This window comes from Hymenobacter sediminicola, from assembly GCF_014250515.1.
GTDB classification, from domain to species: Bacteria; Bacteroidota; Bacteroidia; order Cytophagales; family Hymenobacteraceae; genus Hymenobacter; species Hymenobacter sediminicola.
Genome location: NZ_CP060202.1, coordinates 3658486 through 3680537, shown reverse-complemented (window position 1 = coordinate 3680537; position 22052 = coordinate 3658486). Strand labels below are relative to the sequence as shown.

The 22052-nt window shown below is 57.4% G+C and carries 22 protein-coding genes; 8 read left to right on the top strand and 14 right to left on the bottom strand.

Annotation, left to right across the window (positions count from 1 at the left end):
• The first annotated feature begins 47 nt into the window (after positions 1–47).
• Positions 48–332: a hypothetical protein gene (locus H4317_RS15765; RefSeq protein ID WP_185887527.1), complete on the top strand. Its 285-nt coding sequence runs from the start codon at positions 48–50 to the stop codon at positions 330–332.
• A gap of 360 nt (positions 333–692) precedes the next feature.
• Here the strand turns inward: H4317_RS15765 and H4317_RS15760 are convergent, their stop codons facing one another.
• The 7 genes from H4317_RS15760 to H4317_RS15730 form a co-directional block, all read right to left on the bottom strand.
• A complete protein-coding gene (locus H4317_RS15760) occupies positions 693–1265 on the bottom strand; it encodes a hypothetical protein (protein ID WP_185887526.1) in 573 nt (190 codons plus the stop codon).
• Between the two features lie 77 nt (positions 1266–1342).
• Positions 1343–2011 (bottom strand): NAD-dependent epimerase/dehydratase family protein, encoded by a 669-nt coding sequence (locus H4317_RS15755; RefSeq protein ID WP_185887525.1) that lies wholly within the window; start codon positions 2009–2011, stop codon positions 1343–1345.
• Between the two features lie 608 nt (positions 2012–2619).
• Positions 2620–3459 carry a CvfB family protein gene (locus tag H4317_RS15750; RefSeq protein ID WP_185887524.1) on the bottom strand — a complete coding sequence of 280 codons (840 nt, stop codon included), beginning with the start codon at positions 3457–3459 and terminating at the stop codon, positions 2620–2622.
• Between the two features lie 134 nt (positions 3460–3593).
• Positions 3594–3842: a DUF6252 domain-containing protein gene (locus tag H4317_RS15745; protein WP_185887523.1), complete on the bottom strand. Its 249-nt coding sequence runs from the start codon at positions 3840–3842 to the stop codon at positions 3594–3596.
• Positions 3843–3857: 15 nt separating this feature from the next.
• Entirely contained in the window at positions 3858–4103 is a 246-nt protein-coding gene (locus tag H4317_RS15740; protein WP_185887522.1) for a hypothetical protein, read from the bottom strand.
• A gap of 48 nt (positions 4104–4151) precedes the next feature.
• Positions 4152–4700, bottom strand: coding sequence for a Riean_0653 family protein (locus H4317_RS15735; protein WP_185887521.1), 549 nt, complete (start codon positions 4698–4700; stop codon positions 4152–4154).
• Positions 4701–5039: 339 nt separating this feature from the next.
• Positions 5040–6959, bottom strand: a complete 1920-nt coding sequence (locus H4317_RS15730; RefSeq protein ID WP_185887520.1) for a BamA/TamA family outer membrane protein — start codon at positions 6957–6959, stop codon at positions 5040–5042.
• Between the two features lie 341 nt (positions 6960–7300).
• On the opposite strand from H4317_RS15730, the gene H4317_RS15725 reads away from it, so the two are divergent.
• The 4 genes from H4317_RS15725 to rfbD all read left to right on the top strand — a co-directional run bounded on the left by H4317_RS15725 (position 7301) and on the right by rfbD (position 10767).
• Complete coding sequence (locus tag H4317_RS15725) at positions 7301–8569, top strand: putative DNA modification/repair radical SAM protein (RefSeq protein ID WP_185887519.1); 1269 nt, start codon at positions 7301–7303, stop codon at positions 8567–8569.
• An 80-nt stretch (positions 8570–8649) separates the two neighbouring features.
• The gene (locus H4317_RS15720; RefSeq protein WP_185887518.1) at positions 8650–8829 is read left to right on the top strand and encodes a hypothetical protein; all 180 of its coding nucleotides are present in this window, start codon (positions 8650–8652) and stop codon (positions 8827–8829) included.
• Positions 8830–8871: 42 nt separating this feature from the next.
• Entirely contained in the window at positions 8872–9840 is a 969-nt protein-coding gene (locus H4317_RS15715) for a TIGR03915 family putative DNA repair protein (RefSeq protein WP_185887517.1), read from the top strand.
• 75 nt (positions 9841–9915) lie between these two features.
• Positions 9916–10767 (top strand): dTDP-4-dehydrorhamnose reductase, encoded by an 852-nt coding sequence (gene rfbD / locus H4317_RS15710; protein ID WP_185887516.1) that lies wholly within the window; start codon positions 9916–9918, stop codon positions 10765–10767.
• Between the two features lie 24 nt (positions 10768–10791).
• Here rfbD and H4317_RS15705 read toward each other — a convergent pair whose 3' ends face one another.
• From H4317_RS15705 to H4317_RS15695, 3 genes are all read right to left on the bottom strand, one after another.
• The gene (locus H4317_RS15705) at positions 10792–11928 is read right to left on the bottom strand and encodes an MFS transporter (protein WP_260625701.1); all 1137 of its coding nucleotides are present in this window, start codon (positions 11926–11928) and stop codon (positions 10792–10794) included.
• Positions 11929–12096: 168 nt separating this feature from the next.
• A complete protein-coding gene (locus H4317_RS15700) occupies positions 12097–12687 on the bottom strand; it encodes a DUF416 family protein (RefSeq protein WP_185887514.1) in 591 nt (196 codons plus the stop codon).
• Positions 12688–12704: 17 nt separating this feature from the next.
• Positions 12705–13628, bottom strand: coding sequence for an AraC family transcriptional regulator (locus tag H4317_RS15695; protein ID WP_185887513.1), 924 nt, complete (start codon positions 13626–13628; stop codon positions 12705–12707).
• Positions 13629–13878: 250 nt separating this feature from the next.
• Here H4317_RS15695 and H4317_RS15690 point away from each other — a divergent pair, with 250 nt between their 5' ends.
• Positions 13879–15408 (top strand): aldehyde dehydrogenase family protein, encoded by a 1530-nt coding sequence (locus H4317_RS15690; protein ID WP_185887512.1) that lies wholly within the window; start codon positions 13879–13881, stop codon positions 15406–15408.
• 148 nt (positions 15409–15556) lie between these two features.
• The gene (locus H4317_RS15685) at positions 15557–15961 is read left to right on the top strand and encodes a DUF779 domain-containing protein (protein ID WP_185887511.1); all 405 of its coding nucleotides are present in this window, start codon (positions 15557–15559) and stop codon (positions 15959–15961) included.
• Between the two features lie 132 nt (positions 15962–16093).
• Here the strand turns inward: H4317_RS15685 and H4317_RS15680 are convergent, their stop codons facing one another.
• Positions 16094–16558 (bottom strand): nuclear transport factor 2 family protein, encoded by a 465-nt coding sequence (locus H4317_RS15680; RefSeq protein WP_185887510.1) that lies wholly within the window; start codon positions 16556–16558, stop codon positions 16094–16096.
• A 118-nt stretch (positions 16559–16676) separates the two neighbouring features.
• Complete coding sequence (locus tag H4317_RS15675; RefSeq protein WP_185887509.1) at positions 16677–17204, bottom strand: YMGG-like glycine zipper-containing protein; 528 nt, start codon at positions 17202–17204, stop codon at positions 16677–16679.
• A 196-nt stretch (positions 17205–17400) separates the two neighbouring features.
• Between H4317_RS15675 and H4317_RS15670 the strand changes: the two genes are divergently transcribed.
• Positions 17401–17706 (top strand): hypothetical protein, encoded by a 306-nt coding sequence (locus H4317_RS15670; protein WP_185887508.1) that lies wholly within the window; start codon positions 17401–17403, stop codon positions 17704–17706.
• Here H4317_RS15670 and H4317_RS15665 read toward each other — a convergent pair.
• The gene (locus tag H4317_RS15665) at positions 17703–18620 is read right to left on the bottom strand and encodes an alpha/beta hydrolase (protein ID WP_185887507.1); all 918 of its coding nucleotides are present in this window, start codon (positions 18618–18620) and stop codon (positions 17703–17705) included. The two genes, H4317_RS15670 and H4317_RS15665, sit on opposite strands and share 4 nt — an antisense overlap.
• Positions 18621–18811: 191 nt before the next feature.
• Entirely contained in the window at positions 18812–22036 is a 3225-nt protein-coding gene (locus H4317_RS15660; RefSeq protein ID WP_185887506.1) for an efflux RND transporter permease subunit, read from the bottom strand.
• Between the last annotated feature and the right edge of the window lie 16 nt (positions 22037–22052).

Sequence of the window (22052 nt, the reverse complement as noted above, 5' to 3'; positions counted from 1 at the left end):
TCGTCTATACCAGTAGCCGATTTCACTCAGGAACGGCGCTGATAGATATGAAAAAGCTTCTGAAACTTCCGCTTATCCTAGTTCTGCTGGTAGCAGGTAGCCTGCTGACTGGCTGTGCAGCTTCAACGCAAGCCGTCGTGACTACCGGCCCGCCCCGGCCATATTACGATGCATACTATGGCCCTGCCTATAGGCCCTACTACCGCTCGTATTACCGCCCGGCACGGGTAGTGCGCCCGGCTGTTATTGTGCGGCCGCGCCCCGTCATTGTGCATCCGGGCCCACGCTACTATCATCCACACGCAGTGCCGTACAGAGGAGGGCGCTTCTAGCCTTCGAAACGCAAAAAGCCCGCCCAAGACAACTGGGCGGGCTTTTTTGTGGGTGAATTACTGGGCAGACAAGTTCGGAATTAAAGGCTTTGGGAAAAGCCGGGTGTGCTCTAATAAAGTGTTGCGTGAAGATTTGGCGTACAGGTGGTGCTTGGTTTCTAAGTGAACAGCTCAACTGTATACAGATGCAAGTATACTCAATTTGTTGGCTTTTATAAAATATTGTGTTTTGTATATAACAAAAGTAAGTTGAACGGTGCTGCTAAGCGAAGAGCATTCGGGAGACAAACTCCCAAGCCCGCAAAAAAAAACCGGCCTCAGCAGTGCTGAAGCCGGTTTTTGGCAATAGCTACGCGACGCCTAGAACGTGAAGCGCAGGCTGATGGCGGCGTCGTTGTAGAAGCCGGTATAGCCATCGAATACCTCGAAATAAGGCTTGTAATCGACACCAACTACGAACGGCAGATCCTGCATCTTGTATTCCAGGCCCAGAATCAGGTCGGCACCGAATACGACGTAGTTGCGGTCATCGTCGTAGTATACGTTGTAGTAGCCCTTGTACTTGTTTTTGTTGTGGTAGTAGAGGCGCTCCACGTAGTAGTAGCGGCCTTTGTACGAACCCAGGTGGGCACCGGCGCCATAGTAAAACTGCAGACCTTTGATGTCGGAAACCTGGTGGTGCTTTTCGAGCAGTACCGTGAGACGCGCACCGCGGGCCTTGTATTCGGTGGTCAGGAGGGCTTCCAGGGCTACGTTGTTCTTGCCGCTCATGAAGTGCTTGAACGTGGCTCCTGACGAGTAGCCGCCGCCCCGCAGGCCGAGTCCGTTGGTGTAGCCGCTGCCGCCCCCGCTGCCTTTCTTACTTTGGGCTGATGCAGGGCTGAGCACGCCCGAAATCAACAAGGCCAGCAGACCAAAAAACAAATGCTTCATACGAAAACGGAAAGGTTGGTAAAGGTGATGTTCCGGCAAAAGTACCAAATGATTCCCGTAGTCAGATAGAAAACTGGTCAGAGGCCCAGCGCACCGGTGCGGGCTATTTCGTCGGAAGGGTGCACCTGCACGCCGCTGGTTTCGGCGTCGGCGGCCCGCAGCATGGCGCGGGCCACGGTGCCGGCCGCCACGGCCCGGTACCGCCGCAGCGGCCCCCGCAACAATGGGTTCAGCAGCCGCAGCAGCACCGCGCCTACCCGTTCGCCGGGGCGCTGGGTTTCCCGCTCGCCAAGCAGCAGCGAAGGCCGAAACAGGTGAATAGCCCGAAAAGGCGTCTGCCGCACCGCGTCTTCCATTTCGCCCTTCACGCGGTTGTAGTATATCCGTGCCGAGGCATCGGCTCCCATTGCCGACACCAGCAGTAGCTGTGTCGCGAAATTACCTGCCGTGAGGGCCGCTAGCTTCACTACGTACAGGTAATCGACTTTGTAGAATGCCTCTCTGGAGCCTGCCTGCCGCATCGTGGTGCCCAGGCAGCAGTACACGTCGTCGGCAATGAGGCTCATGCGGTGGTCTTCGAGGTGGTCGAAATCGAGGATGCGCTGCTCCAGTTTGGGGTGCACCACCGGTACCGGCCGCCGCCCTACGGCTATTACTTTCTCGTAGCGGCCCGAGGCCAGCAGCAGCGGCAGCAGATGGCTACCAATCAGGCCGCTGGCCCCGGCAATGAGGGCGGTTTTCTGCATGATGAAAAAGAAATAGTACAACTGCCGACATCCTGCCGGAGCCGTGCAGCTACTAAGACGGGCTGCAAGCGCCAGGGGTTGTCTGGTATGGCTTCCAAAAGCTATTCTGCAGAACCAGCAGGACAGTATATGTCTAACTTCGAGTTATTCCGATTGAGCTTCGAGAATATAATAGTGTATTGTTTGTTGGTATAATACTGTTCATAAGAAGATGCATTCTGTATTGGTAGTTGTACAAGACCATAATATTGGTAGCCGCCATACCAGAAACAATAATGTCCCTCATAGAGAGTGTTCTTGCGGCCTGATCTGCCAACGCTCAAGATTGTTCCTGGTGCTGTGACGATATGCTGACGGATATCCTGATCCATCTGATACTCTTGCCACTCGAAGTATAATACGACGCCGAAAAAGCCTGCGGATACCAAGAAAAGGAAGAGTGTTTTTTGGGGATGGGCATGCCAGCCGCTCCAGAGCAAAGCCATGACACACACAAAGCCCACGCCACTACAGATCAGCACGAAGGCTAAGTCGGCTTCGGAATATAGAAGCTTGTAGGTGGTAGAGCACGCTCCCGGCAAGGAATGAATCTGCCAGTTTTCCACTGCTTACTCTTCTTTCACCAACTGCGTACTTTCGGGCTGTAGCTGCACCTGGCCGCGCTTGTAGAGGGTGCCGAGGGCTTTTTTGAATACTTTCTTGCTCATGCCCAGGCGGCGGTAGATGTCGTCGGGCTCACTCTTGTCGCCGAGGGGCAGTGTGTTATCAGGCGCCTTGCGCAGGGCTTCCAGCAGCGTGTCGGCGGCGGCCAGCGCTTCATCGTAGCCAAGGCGCTGCAGGCTCAGGTCCAGCTTGCCATCGGGGCGGATGGCGCGCACGTAGCCGATATGGATGTCGCCGAGGCGCAACGGCTTGAATACTTCGTTGTGGTAGAGCAAGCCCTGGTGGGTGCCGTCCACGATTACCTTGAAGCCCATGTCGGTTTCAGCGGCCACGAACAGCTCGGCCGCGTCGCCGACTTTGCCGGGGTAGGGCTGGTCGCTGAGAAACCACTCCCACTTGGCCGAAGCCACAATCCGGTCGGAAGCCTCATCGAGGTACACAAACACGGTTTCGCGCTGGCCGGGGCGCAGGTTGTGGCGCTGGTTGCTGTAGGGCAGGAACAGGTCTTTTTCCAGGCCCCAGTCCAGAAACGCGCCCGTCGGCGTCACGTCGCGGACGGTGAGGGCCGCAAATTGGCCCACAGTGGCCAGCGGGTCGAGGGTGGTGGCAATCAACCGGTCCTCGGAGTCGCGGTACACGAACACGCGCAGCACGTCCCCGATTTCGGTGCCTTCGGGCACATACTTGCGCGGAATCAGCAGGTCGCCGTCGTCGGATGTGAGGTAGAGGCCAAAATCGACGGCGCGGGCTACTTCCAGGTTGTTGTAATCACCGAGGGCAAGCATGGGCAGAGAAAAGGATGAGGAGTAGCAGGTACGCGCCGGACCAGCGGCGGTTGCAAAGCTACGGAAATGCAGGCCGGGCACGAAAAAGCCCCGGCGGCAGGGCTGGGGCAGTTGGCAGAGGAGAAGTAAGGTAGCTACTGCTGGCGGTCAAAGCGGCCATCGGTGATGGTAATGGTCTGGCTGCGGTCCGCCGGGTTCACGGCCGTGAAGTGGAAAGTGCCGGCTGCCTGGCCCGTGGCCTTGCTCACGTAGGTTAGGTTCACCTCTCCTGTGTGCTGGGCGTCCGTCACGTACACTTTGCCGTCATCGTTGGACGTATAGGCAGCGTGGTCCAGCGAGTTCAAAAAGCTGCCCTGCGGGATATAAGTCGTTGTCTGATTCAACAGAAAGATTTTGGGCTAACGTACACTTCGCAAGAACAGACGTATTGTCGCTTCTTGGCTGCCGTGTTTACCCGCAAAACGGATATAGTAAAGACTATCGTAAGAAAAGCCGCCGGAAATGGCCTCCACACTGCCGGGGCCGGAGCCGAGCTTCTGGGCGACAAAGGCGTTGCCATTGACCAGGCAGCCGGCCGTGTTGGCCCCGCTCTGCGTGGCCTTGGGCAGCGCATCCACAGCCTCCTTCTTGCAGGCCGGGAACAAGAGAGCAAGGATGAGGAAGAGAAAAGTGGCTTTTATGGCAGCAGCGGATTAGAACGTCAAATCAAAACGACCGTCGGTGAGGCGGTGGGTTTCGGGGCTGGTTTCCTCCTGCACCGTCAGCTCGAACGTGCCCGACACGACCCGCGCCACCGTGTCGAAGCGGGTGACCGTGACCGTACCCGTAGCCGTGGGACCGGTAAGGAAGATGCGCGGCACCGTTAGGCTCTTAGACATGATAAACATGCTGTAGGAAGGGTTGCTGAAACCGCTTGGCGGATTGGCAGATTGATTGAGTTGAAATACGCCACCCTGTTTGATGTGAGGTAGAAAGATCTGTAATGTAGTTCGGTCGATATATCGACTGGAACTAACTCGCAATGATCGGCCAGCCACAGTGCGCTGCCAAGAAGCAGATGAGGGTGACCCGGTACTGAGGTTGCTGGCTTCCGGCAGCCACGCCACGCCATCGAGCAGAAAGCCCGCGCTGCCCGTGCCAGTCTGGGTGGCATCGGGCAGCTTTTCCAGTTCGGTTTGTTCTTTCTTGCAGGCGCTGGTCGTCAGCAGCAAAGCCGGCAGGAGGAATGAGAAGGTTTTCATAGCAGCAGCAGGAAAAAAAGGTTCACCGAAAAAGCCCCGGATACACAACATCACCGGCCACCGAAACGGCAGCAACAGCAACGCGGGAAGCAGGGGCAAACGGTGTGTGAAGGCAGCAGCAGCGCCGCCCGGCGCGGTAGTGGATAGGTGCGGGCGGCAGTAGGAATAGGGCGCGGGTAGTGGCGTAAGGATAGGAAGATTTTATACGCGTGCCATCAGGTCGTTGACGAATAAAGTGAGCAAATCAGACTTCAAAAATATCCTCCGGCGCGGCGGTTGTACCGCTTGACAGGCTGTCAGGCCAGATGTTGGCCCGGCAGCATCTGACTTTTCGGCTGGCTACTCGTAAATCACGGCGCCAGGCTGGCCGAAGCTGAAGTCGCTGAAGTCGTAGTAGGAGCGGGAGCTTTCGTAGATGCTGAAGCCGTTGGGCGTGGTGAGGCCGCGCGGATAGAAGCCGAGCAGAATCTGGAAGGTGCGCAACGGCAGGTACTCGTTGCGGAAGCGCAGGCCCACCCCGAAGCCAGTGTAGGGCTTCTCGTGGATGGGCAGCGTGCGGTTGGGCGTGTTCACGTTCAGCCAGGCGGCATCGGCAAACACCAGCGCCGCCAGCCGGAAGCCCAGAAACGACACGGGCGTAAACACGGTGGTTTCATAGTTGAGCACGATACGGCTGGTGCCGCGCAGGTTGGTGGCCGGCGAGAAGCCGCGCAGGCCCCGGTCGCCTTCAATGGCCAGCAGCTGCTCGCCGGGGCGGCGGTGCAGGCCAATGGCGTTGCGGCTCCACAGAAAATGCCGCCACTGGAAGTTGCCGGCGTGGTAGAGCCGCGTGAAATACAGCAGCTCCGTGCTGATAAGGCCCTGCTGCCAGTCGTTGTTGGGCCGCGTTACATACGAGCCAAACTCGCCGCTCACGTAGAAGTAGCCGCCGCGCGGACTGTAGCTGGCCGTGGAGGCGCGCATGCCATAGTAGTGGCGGTTCTGCCGCTCGTTCACCTCGTAGCCCAGCGTGGCACTCAGCAGCGTGCCGGTCGGAATGTCCTCGGTGCGCCCGAAGCCGAACAGGTACTTGTCTTTGTAGTAGCGGCGCACGCTGTAGCCCACCGTGCCTAGCACCGCGCCGGAGTTGAAATAGTCGGGCGTCGGGCGCTGGGTGTAGCTGGTGCGCAGCACGCGGGCCGCCACAATCAGGCGGGCCGGATTTTCGTAGCCCAGGTCGTAGGATGGCATGGGCAGGGAGCGGCCAAACCAGGCATCCTGGGTGCTGTAGCGCTGGGGCGTATAGATGGGCTGCTCGCCGTCGGGCACCACCTGCGGCGAGCCGTCGGGCAGCGGCAGCACGGCGCCCTGGTCGTAGAAGTTGAGCGTGAGTGAGCCGGCGTATTTGGTATTGATGGAGTAGAAGCCCCGCCCCAGCGTGATGCCGCCCCGTTTGTTCTGGTACTCGTTGTAGTAGCGCGCTTCGCCGTAAATGAAGTTGCGGAACGGCACCTGGTAGCTGCCTTCGTAGGTCCAGGGCTGCGGCGAGTTGCGGCCGTATTCGTAGGAGTTGCGGAACTGGTGGCCCATGCCCAGGAAGTTCTGGTCGCGCAGCCCAATGATGCCCGCGCCCACGTCTCGTACTTCCAGCGAGCCGCTGAGGCTGAACACGTCTTTCGTCACGATTTCCACGTCCACGCTGTCGGTGGAGCTGGTGCGCTCATTCACGAACACGCGCGCATCCAGCAGCTCCGGTGTCTGGCGCAGCAGGCGTTCCGATTCGGCCAGATCCTGCGGCTCCAGCTCCTCGCCCACCCGAAACAGCAGCACCTGCCGCACCCGCGCCCGGGAGGTGCGCACGTGCAGCAGGTTGCCGCTCTTTTCCAGAATATTGCGCGGCACCCGCGCCGAGTCCGTGATGCTGTAGCCGAAAGCCGTGAGTGTCCGGATATTGATGCGCCGCACGATTTTGTAGCTGTGCCGGTCGTATTGCCGGTCGAGCAGGGCCGCATCAAGGCCGGCCTGCTCTTCGCGCCGCTCCGTAAAGTTGAACAGCGCGGCGGCCGCCTTCCCCGCAATGGTCTTGCGCTTTGTGTAGGCTTTTATGCCGTTGAGCAGTCGTTCCTGGTCGAAGCGCCGACGCAGTGAGTCGGGGCGCGTGCCATTAGGCCGACGGGTAGTGTCGATGGGAGCTACGGCTGCTTTTTGGGCCATAGCAGTGCCTACCAGCCCACCCAGAGCCAGCCACATTACCACCAAAAAGCGCACCCGGTTCTTCATCGATAGGAGAGGCAGCGGCCCGGCCGTCACCTCTGTGCAAGGTACGGCGTCGCTATAAAATTCCCGAAGCGGATTTCAGGCCTGGAACCTGTGCCTGGTCGGTAGAAAAGCGCAGCCAGTTGCAGCGGGCTTGTACCGGCATACTGTCCCGTTGCGCTGGCTTTCCAAAGCGAGTTAGTACGGTGCCTGCTCGCAAGCCGCAGAGCATCGGGAGAGAAGTAGGGGAGGGTGTTTGCAGGCAGTAAATAGTTGCCGCTTGCGGAACATTTCTAATGAATTTAGTCTTTTGAATAGTGCGTATGTGCGCGCAAAATTCTATTTTTAAGCCTCGAAACTGCCCAATGAACGAACAGCGCATCCAGGAAAAGCTAAGCATATTGGCAGATGCCGCGAAGTACGATGTATCGTGCTCCAGCAGCGGCGGCAAGCGCAAGAACGTGGACAAGGGCCTGGGCAACGCCGAGGGCATGGGCATCTGCCACAGCTACACCGAGGATGGCCGTTGCGTGAGTCTGCTCAAGATTCTGCTCACCAACCACTGCATTTTCGACTGTGCGTATTGCGTATCGCGCCGCTCCAACGACGTGAAGCGTGCCGCCTTCACCGTGGATGAAGTCGTGGACCTGACCATGAACTTCTACCGCCGCAATTATATCGAAGGGCTGTTCCTGAGCAGCGGCATCTTCTCGTCGCCTGATTACACCATGGAGCGGCTTGTGCGCATCATCAAAAAGCTGCGCACCGAGCACAAGTTCAACGGCTATATCCACGTGAAAGCCATTCCGGGCGCTTCCGAGGAACTGATTCAGGAAGCTGGCTTGTACGCCGACCGCCTGAGCGTGAACATTGAGCTGCCTTCGGAAATGGCGTTGCAGAACTTGGCGCCCGAGAAAAACTACGCCGAGATTCTGACCCCGATGGCGCAAATCCGGGACGGCATCACGCAGAATAAAGAGGAAAAGGCGCTTTTCAAGAAAGTACCGCAGTTTGCTACGGCCGGCCAGAGCACGCAGCTTATTGTAGGCGCTTCCGCCGAAAACGACCTGCAAATCATCAACCTCTCCGACTCTCTCTACAAAGGCTACGGCCTGAAGCGCGTGTATTACTCCGGCTACATTCCCGTCACCGACGATGCCCGCCTGCCCCAGGTGACGCAGCCGCCACTCATCCGGGAGCACCGTCTCTATCAGTCCGACTGGCTCATGCGCTTCTACGGCTTCCAGGCCGACGAAATCCTGGATCCTGCACATCCGTTCCTCGACTTGGAAGTAGACCCCAAGCTGGCTTGGGCGCTACGCAACCGCCACGTGTTTCCGGTGGACATCAACGTGGCCGATTACGAAATGATACTGCGCATTCCTGGTGTGGGCGCACGGTCGGCGAAGCGCATTGTAGCGGCGCGCCGCTTCTCGCCGCTCACCCTCGACCATCTGCACAAGTTTGGAGTGGTGCTTAAGCGGGCCAAATTCTTCCTGACTTGCCGCGGCCAGGCTCTTTCCACCCGCGACTACGACGAGCAAACCATTCGCCGCCAGATTCTATTCGGGGCGGGCTCCGTCCGGTCGGCTCTAGTTACGCAGCAACTCGACCTGTTTGCGCAGGCATCTTAATAACAAAGTGGTTGGTTTTCGGGGAGATAGTACACGCATAAACGACTGACATAACGACAAACTTCTAACGAAAGCAAACCATGACTATTTCTCATCGCGCCGCCGACGCGCCGGCCGCCACCGCTACAATTGCCCAGCCCATAAAAGTGGCCCGTATTGCCTGCTGCTGCAAGCTCTCCGACTTGTTGCCCCTCGTGCAGCAGCTACACCGCGAAACAGTTCGGCCCGCTAACAAATCCCGCCAGTCAGAGGCCGCGTAGGGCAGCTGGCAGGAGTGGCTTTTTGTTCCAATTTGCTATTGTATGAGCCATTCCCTTTCGCCTCTCAACCGACCTTGTAACACTGCCGTTAGCTCGGCTGCCGGCCGCCGGTCCGGTGCTCCTCAGCTAACCAACCCGGCGCTGGACTATTCCTACGATGGGTCGTTTGAGGGCATGCTGACGGTGCTTTTCCAGATATACGACCGGAAGGCGGCTCCCAATACCATTCAGCCGGTAGGAGCCGTGCAGGGCGGCCTGTTTGTGATGCCCGTAGAAATTGATACCGATGAAACAGCCGCCGCCCGCGTGTGGGAAGGCCTGCTGCGCTATATGGACGCGGAGGCGCGCACGCGGCTGTTTCATACGTTTCTGAGTGAGCAGCCCGACCGGGAACTACTCATTTTCCGCTACGCCGATCTGGCCATGCGGGCCGGCCGCGACATTTCGGAAAACTACGCCGACGACAACGTGCGCCGCGTGCAGCGCTTGGCCCAGCAGATGTACCGCGAAAAGCACCGTATGGAAGCCTTTGTACGCTTCGAGAAAACCCAGGATGGTTTGTTCCACTCCACCATCGACCCGGATTTCGATGTGCTGCCTCTTATTGCGCCGCATTTCACCAAGCGCTACGCCGACCAACGCTGGCTGATTTTTGATAAGCGCCGCCGCTACGGCCTCTACTATGACCTCACGCGCACCGATATAGTAGAGTTTGAAACCAGTGCCCCGCAACGTAGCACGGCTGTTTCAGCCACGGTGCTCGACGAGCGGGAGCCGCTGTTCAAATTGCTCTGGCAGTCGTATTTCGACCATGTGAATATTCCGGAGCGCAAAAATATGAAGCTGCACCGCCGCCATATGCCGCTCCGCTACTGGCGTTACCTCAGTGAAAAGCAGCCTCGGGAGCAGCGTTTCGAGCCTATCCGCAACAAGCGCCCCGTGCAGCCCGGTGGCCCGGTTATTAGCTCTGGCGAGTCGGTGAGCGGTGCAGACGAAGCGGGAAAAGGCTAATTTGCGGAGCATAAGCCACTAGGGGTTGCCTTCCTGCTTGAAGAGAAGGTGGGCAGCTGACTTTAACCGCATTTCATGGGCAACGTACTCGTTTTTGGAGCATCAGGACAATTAGGGCAGTGCCTACGGCATGTAGCAGCGGAGCGAGGAAACGACGACCTAGTATTTCTGCCGGAAGCCGAAGCTAATATTCTGGATACTGATGCTGTGAAGGCGGTCTTCGCCCATTATCAGCCTACGTATTGCATCAATTGTGCTGCCTATACCGCTGTGGACAAGGCGGAAGATGAGGTGGAAATAGCCCGCAAAGTGAACCGCGACGGAGCCGCTAACTTGGCGCAGGCCTGCACCGAGTACGGGGCCACGCTCATCCATATATCCACTGATTTCGTGTTTGCCGGCACCGGCAACCAGCCGCTCTCCGAAACCGATGAGGCGGCTCCAATCAGCGTGTACGGCCTCACTAAGCTGGAAGGTGAGCAGGCCGTGGCAGAGCACACGAGTCAGTATTTCACGTTGCGCACCGGCTGGCTGTATTCGGAATACGCCAACAACTTCGTGAAAACGATGTTGCGTTTGGGTCGGGAACGGGACGAGCTACGCGTTATCTGGGACCAAGTAGGCACGCCTACTTACGCCATTGACCTAGCCGGCTGCATCCTTACCATCATCGAAACGCAGAACCAGCAATACGGTCTTTATCACTACAGCAACGAAGGCGTAACATCGTGGTACGACTTCGCCACGGCCATTTTTGAGCTGAGCAATACGCATGTGCGCACCGTGCCCATCCGCACAGCCGAATATCCGACCAAAGCCACCCGTCCGGCCTTTTCCGTGATGGACAAGACTAAAGCCAAAACCAATCTGGGCGTATACATCCCGCACTGGCGCGAGAGTCTCAAGGTGTGCTTGGCGCGGCTGTAGAATGAGCTAAATAGTGCATAGCTATCATACTACCGTAGCTCCCCGCCCATAAAACCGGTTCGCCAGATACGCTGCGGCTACCAACGCAAGGCCCACGCCGCACACGCCGTACCACTGAAAATGGTCCCAGGCTAGGCCACCCAGCAGCGAGCCTGCTGAACCTCCTATAAAGCAGGAGGTCATGTACACCGTGTTGAGGCGGCTGCGGGCTTCGGGGAGCAGCGTGAAAATGCGGGTCTGGTTGGAGATATGCGTCATTTGCTGACCCACATCCAGAATAATTACGCCGACAATCAGCCCCAGTAGATAGTAGCCAGTGAAGCCCAGCAGCACATACGCTCCCAGAAACAGCAGAATCCCAAGGTTCAGCGCGTAGTCAGCACCTTTGCGGTCGGCGGATTTGCCGGCGAAGGAGGCTGCAAAGGCCCCACTAGCCCCAATGAGGCCAAACAGCCCAGCCACGTCGCTGTGGTAATGGTAGGCGTCGCTCTCCAGGAAGAACACCAACGTGGTCCAGAAGGCGCTGAAGCCGCCGAACATGCAGGCTCCCACCAGCGCCGAGCGGCGCAGCATCGGCAACTGTTTCGTGAGCGTGCCCAACGAGCCCAATAAGCTGGCGTAGCTGCCCGCGAAAGTGGGCTGGTTGCGGGGCAGCATGCGGGCCAGAACGCCGGTTAGTAGCACCATCAACCCAGCCCCCACCCAGAACATAGTGCGCCAGCCGAAATGCAGCCCCACGTAGCCACTGATAGTGCGCGAAAGCAGAATGCCAATCAGCAGGCCGCTCATGACCTTGCCCACTACACGCCCCCGCTCCGCATCCGAAGCCAGGGAGGCCGCCATTGGAATCAATAGTTGTGGCACCGCCGAAAACACTCCGATGAGCAGACTCGCGGCCACCAGCCAACCGAACGTAGGCGCGTAGGCCGCACCCGCCATGCACACGGCTGCGCACAGCAGCAGCGCCAGAATCAGGCTTTTCCGCTCCCGCTTGTCGCCGAGTGGCACCACGAACAGCAGCCCCACCGTGTAGCCCACCTGCGTGATGGTAGCCGCCAGACTCACCCGGCTTTCGGTAAGGCCAAATGTGCGCCCGATTTCGGCCAGTAGCGGCTGATTGTAGTAGATATTAGCCACTACCAATCCGCAGGTAATGGCCATCAGCCAAACCAGGGACGGCGCTAGCGGCGGGTGAGCAGGTAGAGTTTTATCGGGAAGAGCCTCAACGGCAACGGTATCTGTTTCTCTCATGAAGCGTAATGTGCCGCAGGGTTACTGTTGCGGAGTGTACAGCTTCAGGAAACAGGGTTCTAGTGTAGAAGGTTGTTGCTACTGCGCTTCTTTGTCTAGTAGCTCCAATTCCACTAATGCATTCGTGGAATTGAGAAGCTTTAAGTGTTCGATAGTTTCCGTAGTGACAGCAGGATTTTCCTGTAACGCAAACAGTAAACTATTACGTCGTGCAAACTCCCTTTGCATATAGCCACTAGCCTCAATAATTTTATTCAGATCCGGCTGATTAGGATCTAAATCCAGTAGGTCTTGCACGAACATATCTATGCAATCCGTAGCAGCTGTCAGATGGTTTTCAAAATGAATATTATCCTGGGTTGAGACAAACAGCAGCGCTTCTGTAAGAGCAACGCTGGAATCGAAAGCATAGGATGTCAGGATACTTTCAAAATCGTCCAAATCGGGAAACCATTGCTCAAACTCAGGCAAAACCCGGACTGCTTCATCAGCTGAGTTGGTTAGTGCAAAGCTAAATAGTGCCTGAATTCCATCCTCATACACACCTGAGTTGCCCCAGCTCTCTGATTCGCAAAACGCAGCATACAACGGCTGCATTTTAGCACAGGTCAGGGCGGCAATAACTGCTTTACAGGGAATAGGCAAGTGAGGAATAGAGTAGTGAAGCATGCTCGTTAGTCTACGGTTTACCCCACGCACTGGCGCTTATATACGCCCGGGGTAACGCCTTCATACTGCTTGAATAGTTTCTGAAAATACGCTGTGTTGTTGAACCCCGCCCGAAAACAGACATCTGCCACGGTCGTCAGAGGGTTGCGTAGTAGGCGTTTGGCTTCTGCTATGCGCTCCTGAATAACGAACTCCACCGGCGTGAGGCCCAGCTCGCGCTTGAAAACGCGGAAGAATGTGGCTTTGCTCATGCAGGCCAGCTCCGACAGCTTTTCGACTGTAATCTGCTCCGTGAGGTGCTGCTTGATGTATTGCACCACGGCCGCGAAGCGGTGCGAGGTGGCGTGCTGCCGGTAGTTGTGGAACAGCAGTTGCCGCGCCTGGGTCTGCATCAGGCGCACCAGCATTTCCTGTATCGTGAAGTTGGCTAGTACATCTTTCACCCGGCCAGTGTCGCGAGAAAGCTGCACGAGGCGCTCCAGGGTGCCGGTCAGCTCGGGCGTGTTCTGGAAGTGGGCGTGCTCGGTAGTGTCTAGTTGCCAGGGTAGGTGCGTTTCGGCGCGAGGCTGTTCCTCGTTGAGCAGGTCCACGGTCTGGCGGATGGTTTCGATGGGAATAGCTACGGCCAAGCACTGCGTGGGGCGCTGCTCATCGGCTTCTGGGAAATCAATGACCATCGTCTCGTTCTCGCCCACAATCACCGACTCGCCGGGCAGATACTCGAAGGCTGGCCGGCCCGCTAAGTGCATCACCTTTTTGCCCTGCAGCATCGTTGTGAGTACCACATGGCCCATACTCAGCGGTACCTGATGCGCGGTGCGGTGCGTTTCAAACACGTTCAGCTCGAAGGCTTCTAGCGAGTACACCGTCCGGTTTTCTACCAGCGTAGTAAGCTGCTCAGGCTGGCGCAGGGCAATAGGAGCGGGCAGGTGGTGCGGCATAAGTCGGCAGAGTAACGTGAGGCAACAGACAGAGAAACAGCTAAAGCTAACCACAGTTCGAGGACAAAACAATGCCGCAACAGGCCGCCTTATATCAAGAACCACTACGAGCTGCCAGGAGTTGCAGGCTGCGTGAGTGAGTACTTACAAGTTTGCGACAATAGGCGGGTTTTCTGCGAGGATACTGCAGTGCTTCCGGCCAAAAGTAGGACTAGCTTGGGCTATCAAATAACTCCTCAACATCTCGCCCATGGAAACCTTAGAAAGAACCTCCACTCTCGTCGAGCGTCCCAAGTTCAAGTCTCACTACGACAATTTTATCGGTGGCAAATGGGTGGCGCCGGTGAACGGGCAGTATTTCGAGAATCCCTCACCCATTGATGGAAAAGCCTTCTGTAAGGTAGCCCGCAGCACTAAGGAAGATATTGAGCTGGCCCTCGACGCCGCGCACGAGGCGTTTAAGTCGTGGAGCAAGGCCTCGGCCACCACGCGCAGCAACGTGCTGCTCAAGATTGCCGACATCATGGAGGCCAATCTGGCCCACTTAGCCGCCGTGGAAACCGTAGAAAACGGCAAAGCCATCCGCGAGACGATGGCCGCCGACCTGCCCTTGTGCATCGACCATTTTCGCTATTTCGCCGGCGTCATTCGGGCCGAAGAAGGCTCAGCTACCGAACTCAACGAAACCACACTGTCCCTGGTGATTCAGGAGCCGCTGGGCGTGGTGGGCCAGATTATTCCCTGGAACTTTCCGTTGCTGATGGCCACCTGGAAGCTGGCGCCTGCACTGGCCGCCGGCTGCTGCGTGGTGATGAAGCCCGCCGAGCAGACGCCTGCCAGCATCATGGTGCTGATGGAACTGATTCAGGACGTAATTCCGGCCGGCGTGGTGAACGTGGTAAATGGTTTCGGGCTGGAAGCCGGCAAGCCGCTGGCCTCCAACAAGCGCGTGCAGAAAGTATCGTTCACGGGCGAAACCACTACCGGCCGCCTGATTCTGCAGTACGCCGCCGAAAATATCATTCCCGTGACTATGGAGTTGGGCGGCAAGTCGCCGAACATCTTCTGCAAATCGGTGATGGATGCCGACGACGACTTTCTGGATAAATGCCTGGAAGGTGCGGCCATGTTTGCCCTGAACCAGGGCGAAATCTGCACCTGTCCGTCGCGCCTGCTTATTCATGAAGACATCTACGACGAGTTTATGCCGCGTTTGATTGAGCGTGTTAAAGCCATCAAGCTCGGCCATCCGCTCGACCCCGAAACCATGATGGGCGCGCAGGCCAGCAACGACCAGTACGAGAAAATTCTGAGCTACCTGGAAATTGGGAAGGCGGAAGGGGCCGAGGTGCTGACCGGCGGGGAGGCTCACCGCGACCATGCCCACGACGACCTGCACGACGGCTACTACATTCAGCCAACCATCTTCCGCGGCCACAACAAAATGCGGATTTTTCAGGAGGAAATCTTCGGCCCGGTGCTGTCCGTGACGACGTTCAAGGACAACGACGAGGCCATTGAGCTGGCCAACGACACGCTCTACGGCCTCGGCGCCGGCCTCTGGAGCCGCGACGCGCACGAGCTGTACCAGATGCCCCGCGCCATTCAGGCCGGCCGCGTGTGGGTGAACTGCTACCACGACTACCCGGCCGGCGCTCCGTTCGGCGGCTACAAAGCCTCCGGTTTCGGCCGCGAAAACCACAAGATGATGCTGAGCCACTATCGGCAGACCAAGAATATGCTCATCAGCTATAGCCAGCAGAAACTGGGCTTCTTTTAAGAGGCGGCGGTTAAATCTGCGTAAAACAGAACGTCATGCTGAGCTTGTCGAAGCATCTCGCGTGCAATGGTAATTAATTACTACTGCGGTAGAGATGCTTCGGTAAGCTCAGCATGACGTTCTACATTACTTTAAACGTGTTCTTTCTATGTCAACTCCCACGCCCCGCGTCCTCGTTACGCCCGCCGCTGAGGCTACTATTGATCTGCTGCGCGACGAAAACGGTCCGCTGATGTTTCACCAAAGCGGTGGCTGCTGCGATGGTTCGTCGCCGATGTGCTTCGCCAAAGGCGAGTTCCGCATCGGCGGAAACGACGTGTGGCTGGGCCAGATCCACGGCTGCGACTTCTTCATGAGCACCAGCCAGTTTGAGTACTGGAAGCACACGCAACTCACCATTGACGTCACGAAGGGCCGCGGGGCCAGTTTTTCGTTGGAGATTCCGCTTGGCGTCCGGTTTCTGATTCGCTCCCGGCTGTTCACCGAAGAGGAGTCGAAAAATATGGCTCCCGTCCTGCAAGGTGAAGAATACTTGGAAAGCCAGCAGGCGTAACGCGGCTACTTACACCACCATCAAAACGCCCCTGACAACCATGTTGTCAGGGGCGTTTTGATGGTGGTGTGTTTTTAGCGGAAACAGCTGTAAATTCTGCACAATTCGCTAAAACCTACACAATGCTTGACGCTAATTTGCCACCTTCACGGGCAGGCCTTCGAGCTGCACGTAGCTGAGCTTCCAGGCATTTTTGGAGTTCTTTTTCCAGAGCAGGATGAAGTTTCCTTCGCCTTCGCCGCGGGGCTGGCCGGGTGTTTCGGGCAGCACTTCCGTCGAGAACGTGCCGGCCTCGTAGGCCATCGTAGCGTCGGAACCGGTAGATGTGGCGTAAAGCTTCAGGTCGGAGATAGTGCCCATGGTAGCGCGCACCCACTTATCGGCTACTTCCGACTTGCCATTGAAGCGGGTAGAACCCTGCGCATACTGCACGTCGTCGGCCAGCAACGAGTCAATCTGCAGCGTGTTTTTGGCGTTCCAGGCACCGATAAACTGCTGATTGAGTGTTTGCACATTCACGGCAGCGGTTTCGGGCGCCGATTTAGAGCAGGAGGCCAGCAGAGCGCCTCCAAGCAGGAGACCAAAGAAGGGTTTCATGAGAACAGGTTTTGGTAAGAGAAAGAGCAGAACGGAAATAAATCGGAAAGTGCCTGGCGAAGTAACAGAAAACCCAGGTACAAAGACCTGGGTTTTCGTTAACTCAACGGCTTGGTGACTACCAGCTCTTACGACGCACTTCCGAAGAAGGATAAGCGGCGTTACGGTCGCCATACGACTCGTTGGGCAGGTAGCCGGTGCTCATGGCAAAGGCCGAAGGGCCCGAGGCAGCAGGAGCAAGGCTATTCATCATGGTAGGAGCAGCAGCAGTAGCGGCGGCAGTGGCAGCCATAGCGTTGCTGTTGTTGGCTTTCGCAGTAGCGTTGCCTTTCGCAATACCAGCACGGTAGGCAGCCACACGGTTGGCTTCGGCGCGGCGGGCAGCAGCTACACGAGCCGCTTCGGCCCGGCGCTTATTGTCGGCGTTGCGGCCAATGGTGTAACCAATAGCGCCACCGGCGGCACCACCTACTGCGCCACCCACTACACGGTTCTTTTTGTTGATAAGAGCACCGGCAGCGGCACCGCCCAGGCCACCGATAACCGCTCCTTTGGCGCTGGAGCTAATCTTACGGTCTTGGGCAAAGCTGCTGGCGATGGTAGCGAAAAACATCACAAATGCGAGGAGCAAACTGGCCTTTTTCATGACTAAGTTCTTTTAGGTTTCAGTGGGCTTGATGCCCGAGTTCGGGTAGGCTTTTACAAGCACCATGCCAATACGGCTCTGCCACAAGTTAGGTTTAACTCAACAGTGAGCTGGTTTGGGCCTAGCTGGGAGAATACCTATCAGCCGATAATGGCCTTTGGTTTACATAGAACGGCTTTTCTGCGTAGTGTGCTGTATGGAGAAACAACTGCTGCTTCGGGTTTCGGAAAGTATTGGGCTGACGGGCCTGGGGGTGCTGTTACTAGCCGAATCAAGGTCCGAAAAGCTGGAAAGCATGCCGCTTCACACTTCGCTGTCCCTTACGTTGCGCTACCCCGATGGTGTTGAATCTTCAGTAGTGGCCAGTGTGGAAGAAATTTCTCGTCCGGGTACTCCTGAAGCTCGGGCTTTGCTGCTCACGCAGGGAGGCACAGATACGGTGCCCGTCGGCACCGAAGTATGGTGGGAAGGCGAAATAACGGAGTGGGCTACGCAGATTTAGCGCAGCCAGCCGTTGGCATCCAGCCAGTTCTGTAGTCGGTCGGTCCAGTTATCCTTGGTAGTCTTGTTGTTCATGCCGAAGCCGTGGCCTCCCAATGGATACAGGTGCATTTCTGCGGGCACTTTGTGGTGCAGGCAGGCTTCATAAAAGCGCAGGCTATTCTGCACCGGTACCGTTTTGTCATCGGCGGCGTGCACCAGGAAAGTAGGGGGCGTCTGGGTGGTTACCTGCAGGTCATTGGAATACAGCCGGATCTGGTCTGGTGAAGGTTTGATGCCCAGTAGGTTGGTGCGAGAACCTGCATGCATAAGGCTGTCGGAAAGGCTGATAACCGGGTACAGCAACACCAGGAAATCGGGCCGTACCGAGGTAGTGGTGGCATCATTGCCGGCGGGCTTGCTGAAGTGCGTACCGGCCGTGGAAGCCAGATGCCCGCCCGCTGAAAAACCCATCAGCCCGACCCGGGCTGGGTTTACGCCATACTCCGCGGCCCGCTGCCGCACCAGCCGAATGGCCTGTTGCGCATCCAGGAGCGGAGCAATGGTTTTGTCGGGCTGGGTCTGGTCGTTGGGCAGGCGGTATTTCAGCACGAAGGCCGTAACGCCCATTTCAGTGAGCCGCTTGGCTACATCTGAACCCTCATTGTCCATGGAAAGCCGCGCATAGCCACCACCAGGGCAAATAATGATAGCCGTGCCGTTGGCTTTGTCTTTAGCCGGCCGAAACACCTGCAGCGTCGGCTGCACTACGTTAGACACCCGGATGCCCCCATTCTCGAGCGTAATGCTCTTCTCCTGCATATCGGTAGCAATGGAGTTGGGAATGGTGCCGCTGTAGAGCGAAACCGTGCTCTGAGCGAAAACAGAGGGCATGGCGGCAAGCATCAGCAACAGGATGAAACAGGTGTTTTTCATGTGAAAAGAGCATGGTGTGGCAGAAGCTGAAACGCATTCAGCCGGCTTGCTTCCCGGCTGCAGGGTAAGGTCCAGGAAAATTCGCTAGCAAGCAACGCAAGCAGGCCCTGGCATTCCTACGGAGTGCACGCACTTCAAAAGTCCCGCCAGCTAGCAGCCGGCGGGACTTTTGAAGTGCGTGCACTCCGTGGCTAGTGGGCCGGCAGTAGTTTTGGGTCCTCCGGATCCGGCCGGTTGTTTTCGGGGCCACCGTGTTCTTCATCGGGCTTGTAGTTGGCTTCCAGCTCCGCCAGCTTCTCTTTGCCATACGCGAAGCGCGTGATGAGTACGTAGAGTACCGGCACAATGAAGATGGCCAACAGCGTGGCGGAGAGCATACCACCCAATACCGTCCAACCGATGGTTTGGCGGCTCTGGGCGCCAGCTCCGGAGGCAAACACCAGTGGCAGCACGCCCAGAATAAACGCCAAGGACGTCATGACGATGGGGCGCAGGCGCAAGCGCACGGCTTCCAGTGTGGCGTCTACCAGCGGCATGCCCTTATCCACCCGTTCCTTGGCAAACTCAATAATCAGAATGGCGTTTTTGGCCGACAAGCCAATCAATGTAATCAAGCCAATCTGAGCATACACGTTGTTGGTGAGCTTGGGAAGAAATATAAGGGCCAGAATAGCCCCGAACGCACCCAGCGGCACGGCTAGGAGCACCGAAAACGGCACCGACCAGCTTTCGTACAGCGCTGCCAAAAACAGGAATACGAACGTGAGCGACAACGCGAAAATGTACACGGTTTGGCCACCGGCCAGCTGCTCTTCGCGACTCAGGCCCGAAAACTCAAACCCGTATCCGGCCGGCAACGACTGCGCCGCTGTTTCCTTGAGGGCATTGATGGCGTCGCCGGAACTGTAGCCTGGGGCCGCGTTGCCGTTGATTTCGGCGGAGCGGAACAGGTTGTAGTGCGAGATGAGCGGCGCCGACTCAGTGCGCTTGTAGCTGGTAAGCGTGCTCAGGGGCACCATACCACCGGCGCTGTTGCGCACGTAGTACTGGCCCAGATTGCTGATGTCGCCGCGGTACATGCTGTCGGCTTGGGTCACGACGCGGAAGTTGCGGCCATATACTGTGAAGTCGTTGACGTAGGCACTGCCCAGATAGGTGCGTAGTGCCGTGCCGATATCCGCAATGGATACGCCCAGTTTCTTGGCCTTTTCCCGGTCAATAGTGAGCTGGTAGCCAGGCGTGTTGGCCGTGAAAAACGAGAAGGCGCCCGTAATTTCAGGCCGCTTACGCAGCGCACCCAGGAAATTCTGGAGCTGCGCGTCGAAATTGCGGATGTCGCCGCCCGCTTCGCGTTCCTGGAAGATGAAGGAGAAACCGCCACTATTGCCCAAGCCTGGAATGGCTGGTGGCGAGATGACCACAATATTCGCTTCCCGCAGTCGGCTTAGGCGCTGCTGTACGGTCGTAATCAGGCCTTGTAGTTGCAGTTCCTTGTCTTTACGGTCTTCCCACGGCTCCAGCTGGCAGAAGACAGTGCCACTGTTCGACTTGGATGAGAAGTTCACCACGTTCAGGCCGCCCAAACCGGCGTAGTGCTTGATGCCTTTAATCTGGCTCAGCTCTTTCATCACCTCCTTGAGTGTGCTGACGGTGCGCTCAGTAGAGGAGGCTTCGGGCAAGGTAAACGTCACAAACAAACGGCCTTCGTCTTCGGTCGGGATGAAGCCGCCGGGTTTCTTGGCAAATAGCAGGCCCGTACCGGCTACAATGCACACCAGAATCACGACCACAAAGCGAGAGTGTTTGATGCCCCGCTGCACACCGGCGCCATACTTACCGGTCACCTTATCAAACCACGTGTTGAACTTGTAGAAGAACTTGTCGAGGCCCTTCGAATTCTCGTCGCGCTTGTGGGGTTTGAGCAGCAGCACGCACAAAGCCGGCGTGAGCGAGAGGGCCACGAAGGCCGAGATAATCACCGAAATGGCAATGGTAATGGCGAACTGCTGATACAGGCGCCCCGTAATGCCCGGGATGAAGCCCACCGGCACAAACACGGCCGCCAGAATCAGAGCAATAGCAATAACCGGGGCCGAAATTTCGCGCATGGCGGTCAGCGTGGCGTCCAGCGGGTTCATGCCCCGCTCGTTCATATTGTGCTCCACGGCTTCCACCACCACAATGGCGTCATCCACCACAATACCAATGGCCAGCACGAAGCCGAACATAGTGAGCGTATTGATAGTGAAACCCAGCGGAATAAACATGATGAACGTGCCGATGATAGACACCGGAATAGCCAGCACCGGAATGAGCGTGGAGCGCCAGCTTTGCAGAAACAGAAACACCACGATAATTACCAACAGCAGTGCCTCTACCAGCGTGTGCAGCACTTCCTCAATGGACACTTTCACGACCGTTGCCGATTCAAACGGCACTACATAATCGAGGTCAGCCGGGAACTGCTTTTTCAGCTGCTCCATGGTGGCATTCACGTTTTCGTAGGTTTCCAGCGCGTTGGCACCGGGCGCCTGATACACCAACAGGTACGCGGCGCGCTTACCATCCACGAAGGAGTTGTTGGAGTAGTTGAATTTGCCGAGCTCCAGCCGCGCCACGTCCTTGAGGTACACTACTGTACCATCCTCGGGCCGGGTTTTCACGATGACATTGCCGAACTCCTCGGTGTTTGTCAGGCGGCCTTTCACGAACACAATGTACTCGAACGTCTGGCCGGTTTGGGCGGGAGGCGCCCCAATGGAGCCCGCCGCAATCTGGGCGTTCTGCTCCTGAATGGCAGCCGTTACGTCCTGGGCCGTTACGCCGAGCTGGCTGAGCTTATCGGGCTTGAGCCACACGCGCATCGAGAAGTCGTCGGCGCGGCTCACAATGTCGCCCACACCTTTGGTGCGCAGCAGCGCGTCCTTCACAAACACGTTGGCGTAGTTGTCGAGGAAGGTAGTATTGTGGGAGCCTTTGGGGGCGTACATGGCTACCAGCATCAGAATGCTGGGGTTCCGCTTGCGCACAATCAGGCCCAACCGCTGCACTTCCTGTGGTAGCGTAGGCTGGGCAATGCTCACGCGGTTCTGCACGTCGAGGGCGGCGATGTTGATGTCGGTGCCCACTTCGAAGTTTACCGTCATGCTCATCTGCCCGTTGCTGGTGCTGTTGCTTTGCAGGTAGGTCATGCCAGGCGTGCCGTTCACCTGCACTTCCACAGGCGTGGCCACGGTCTGCTCCACGGTTTGGGCGTCGGCGCCGGTGTAGGTGCCGCTGACCGATACAGTAGGCGGCGTAATCTCCGGATACTGCCCCACAGGCAGATTCAGGATGGCCAGCACCCCCACCAGCACAATCACCAGGGAGGTGACAATGGCCGTGACGGGGCGCCGAATAAAGGTTTCTGCAATCATAACGGTGAATCTTTGG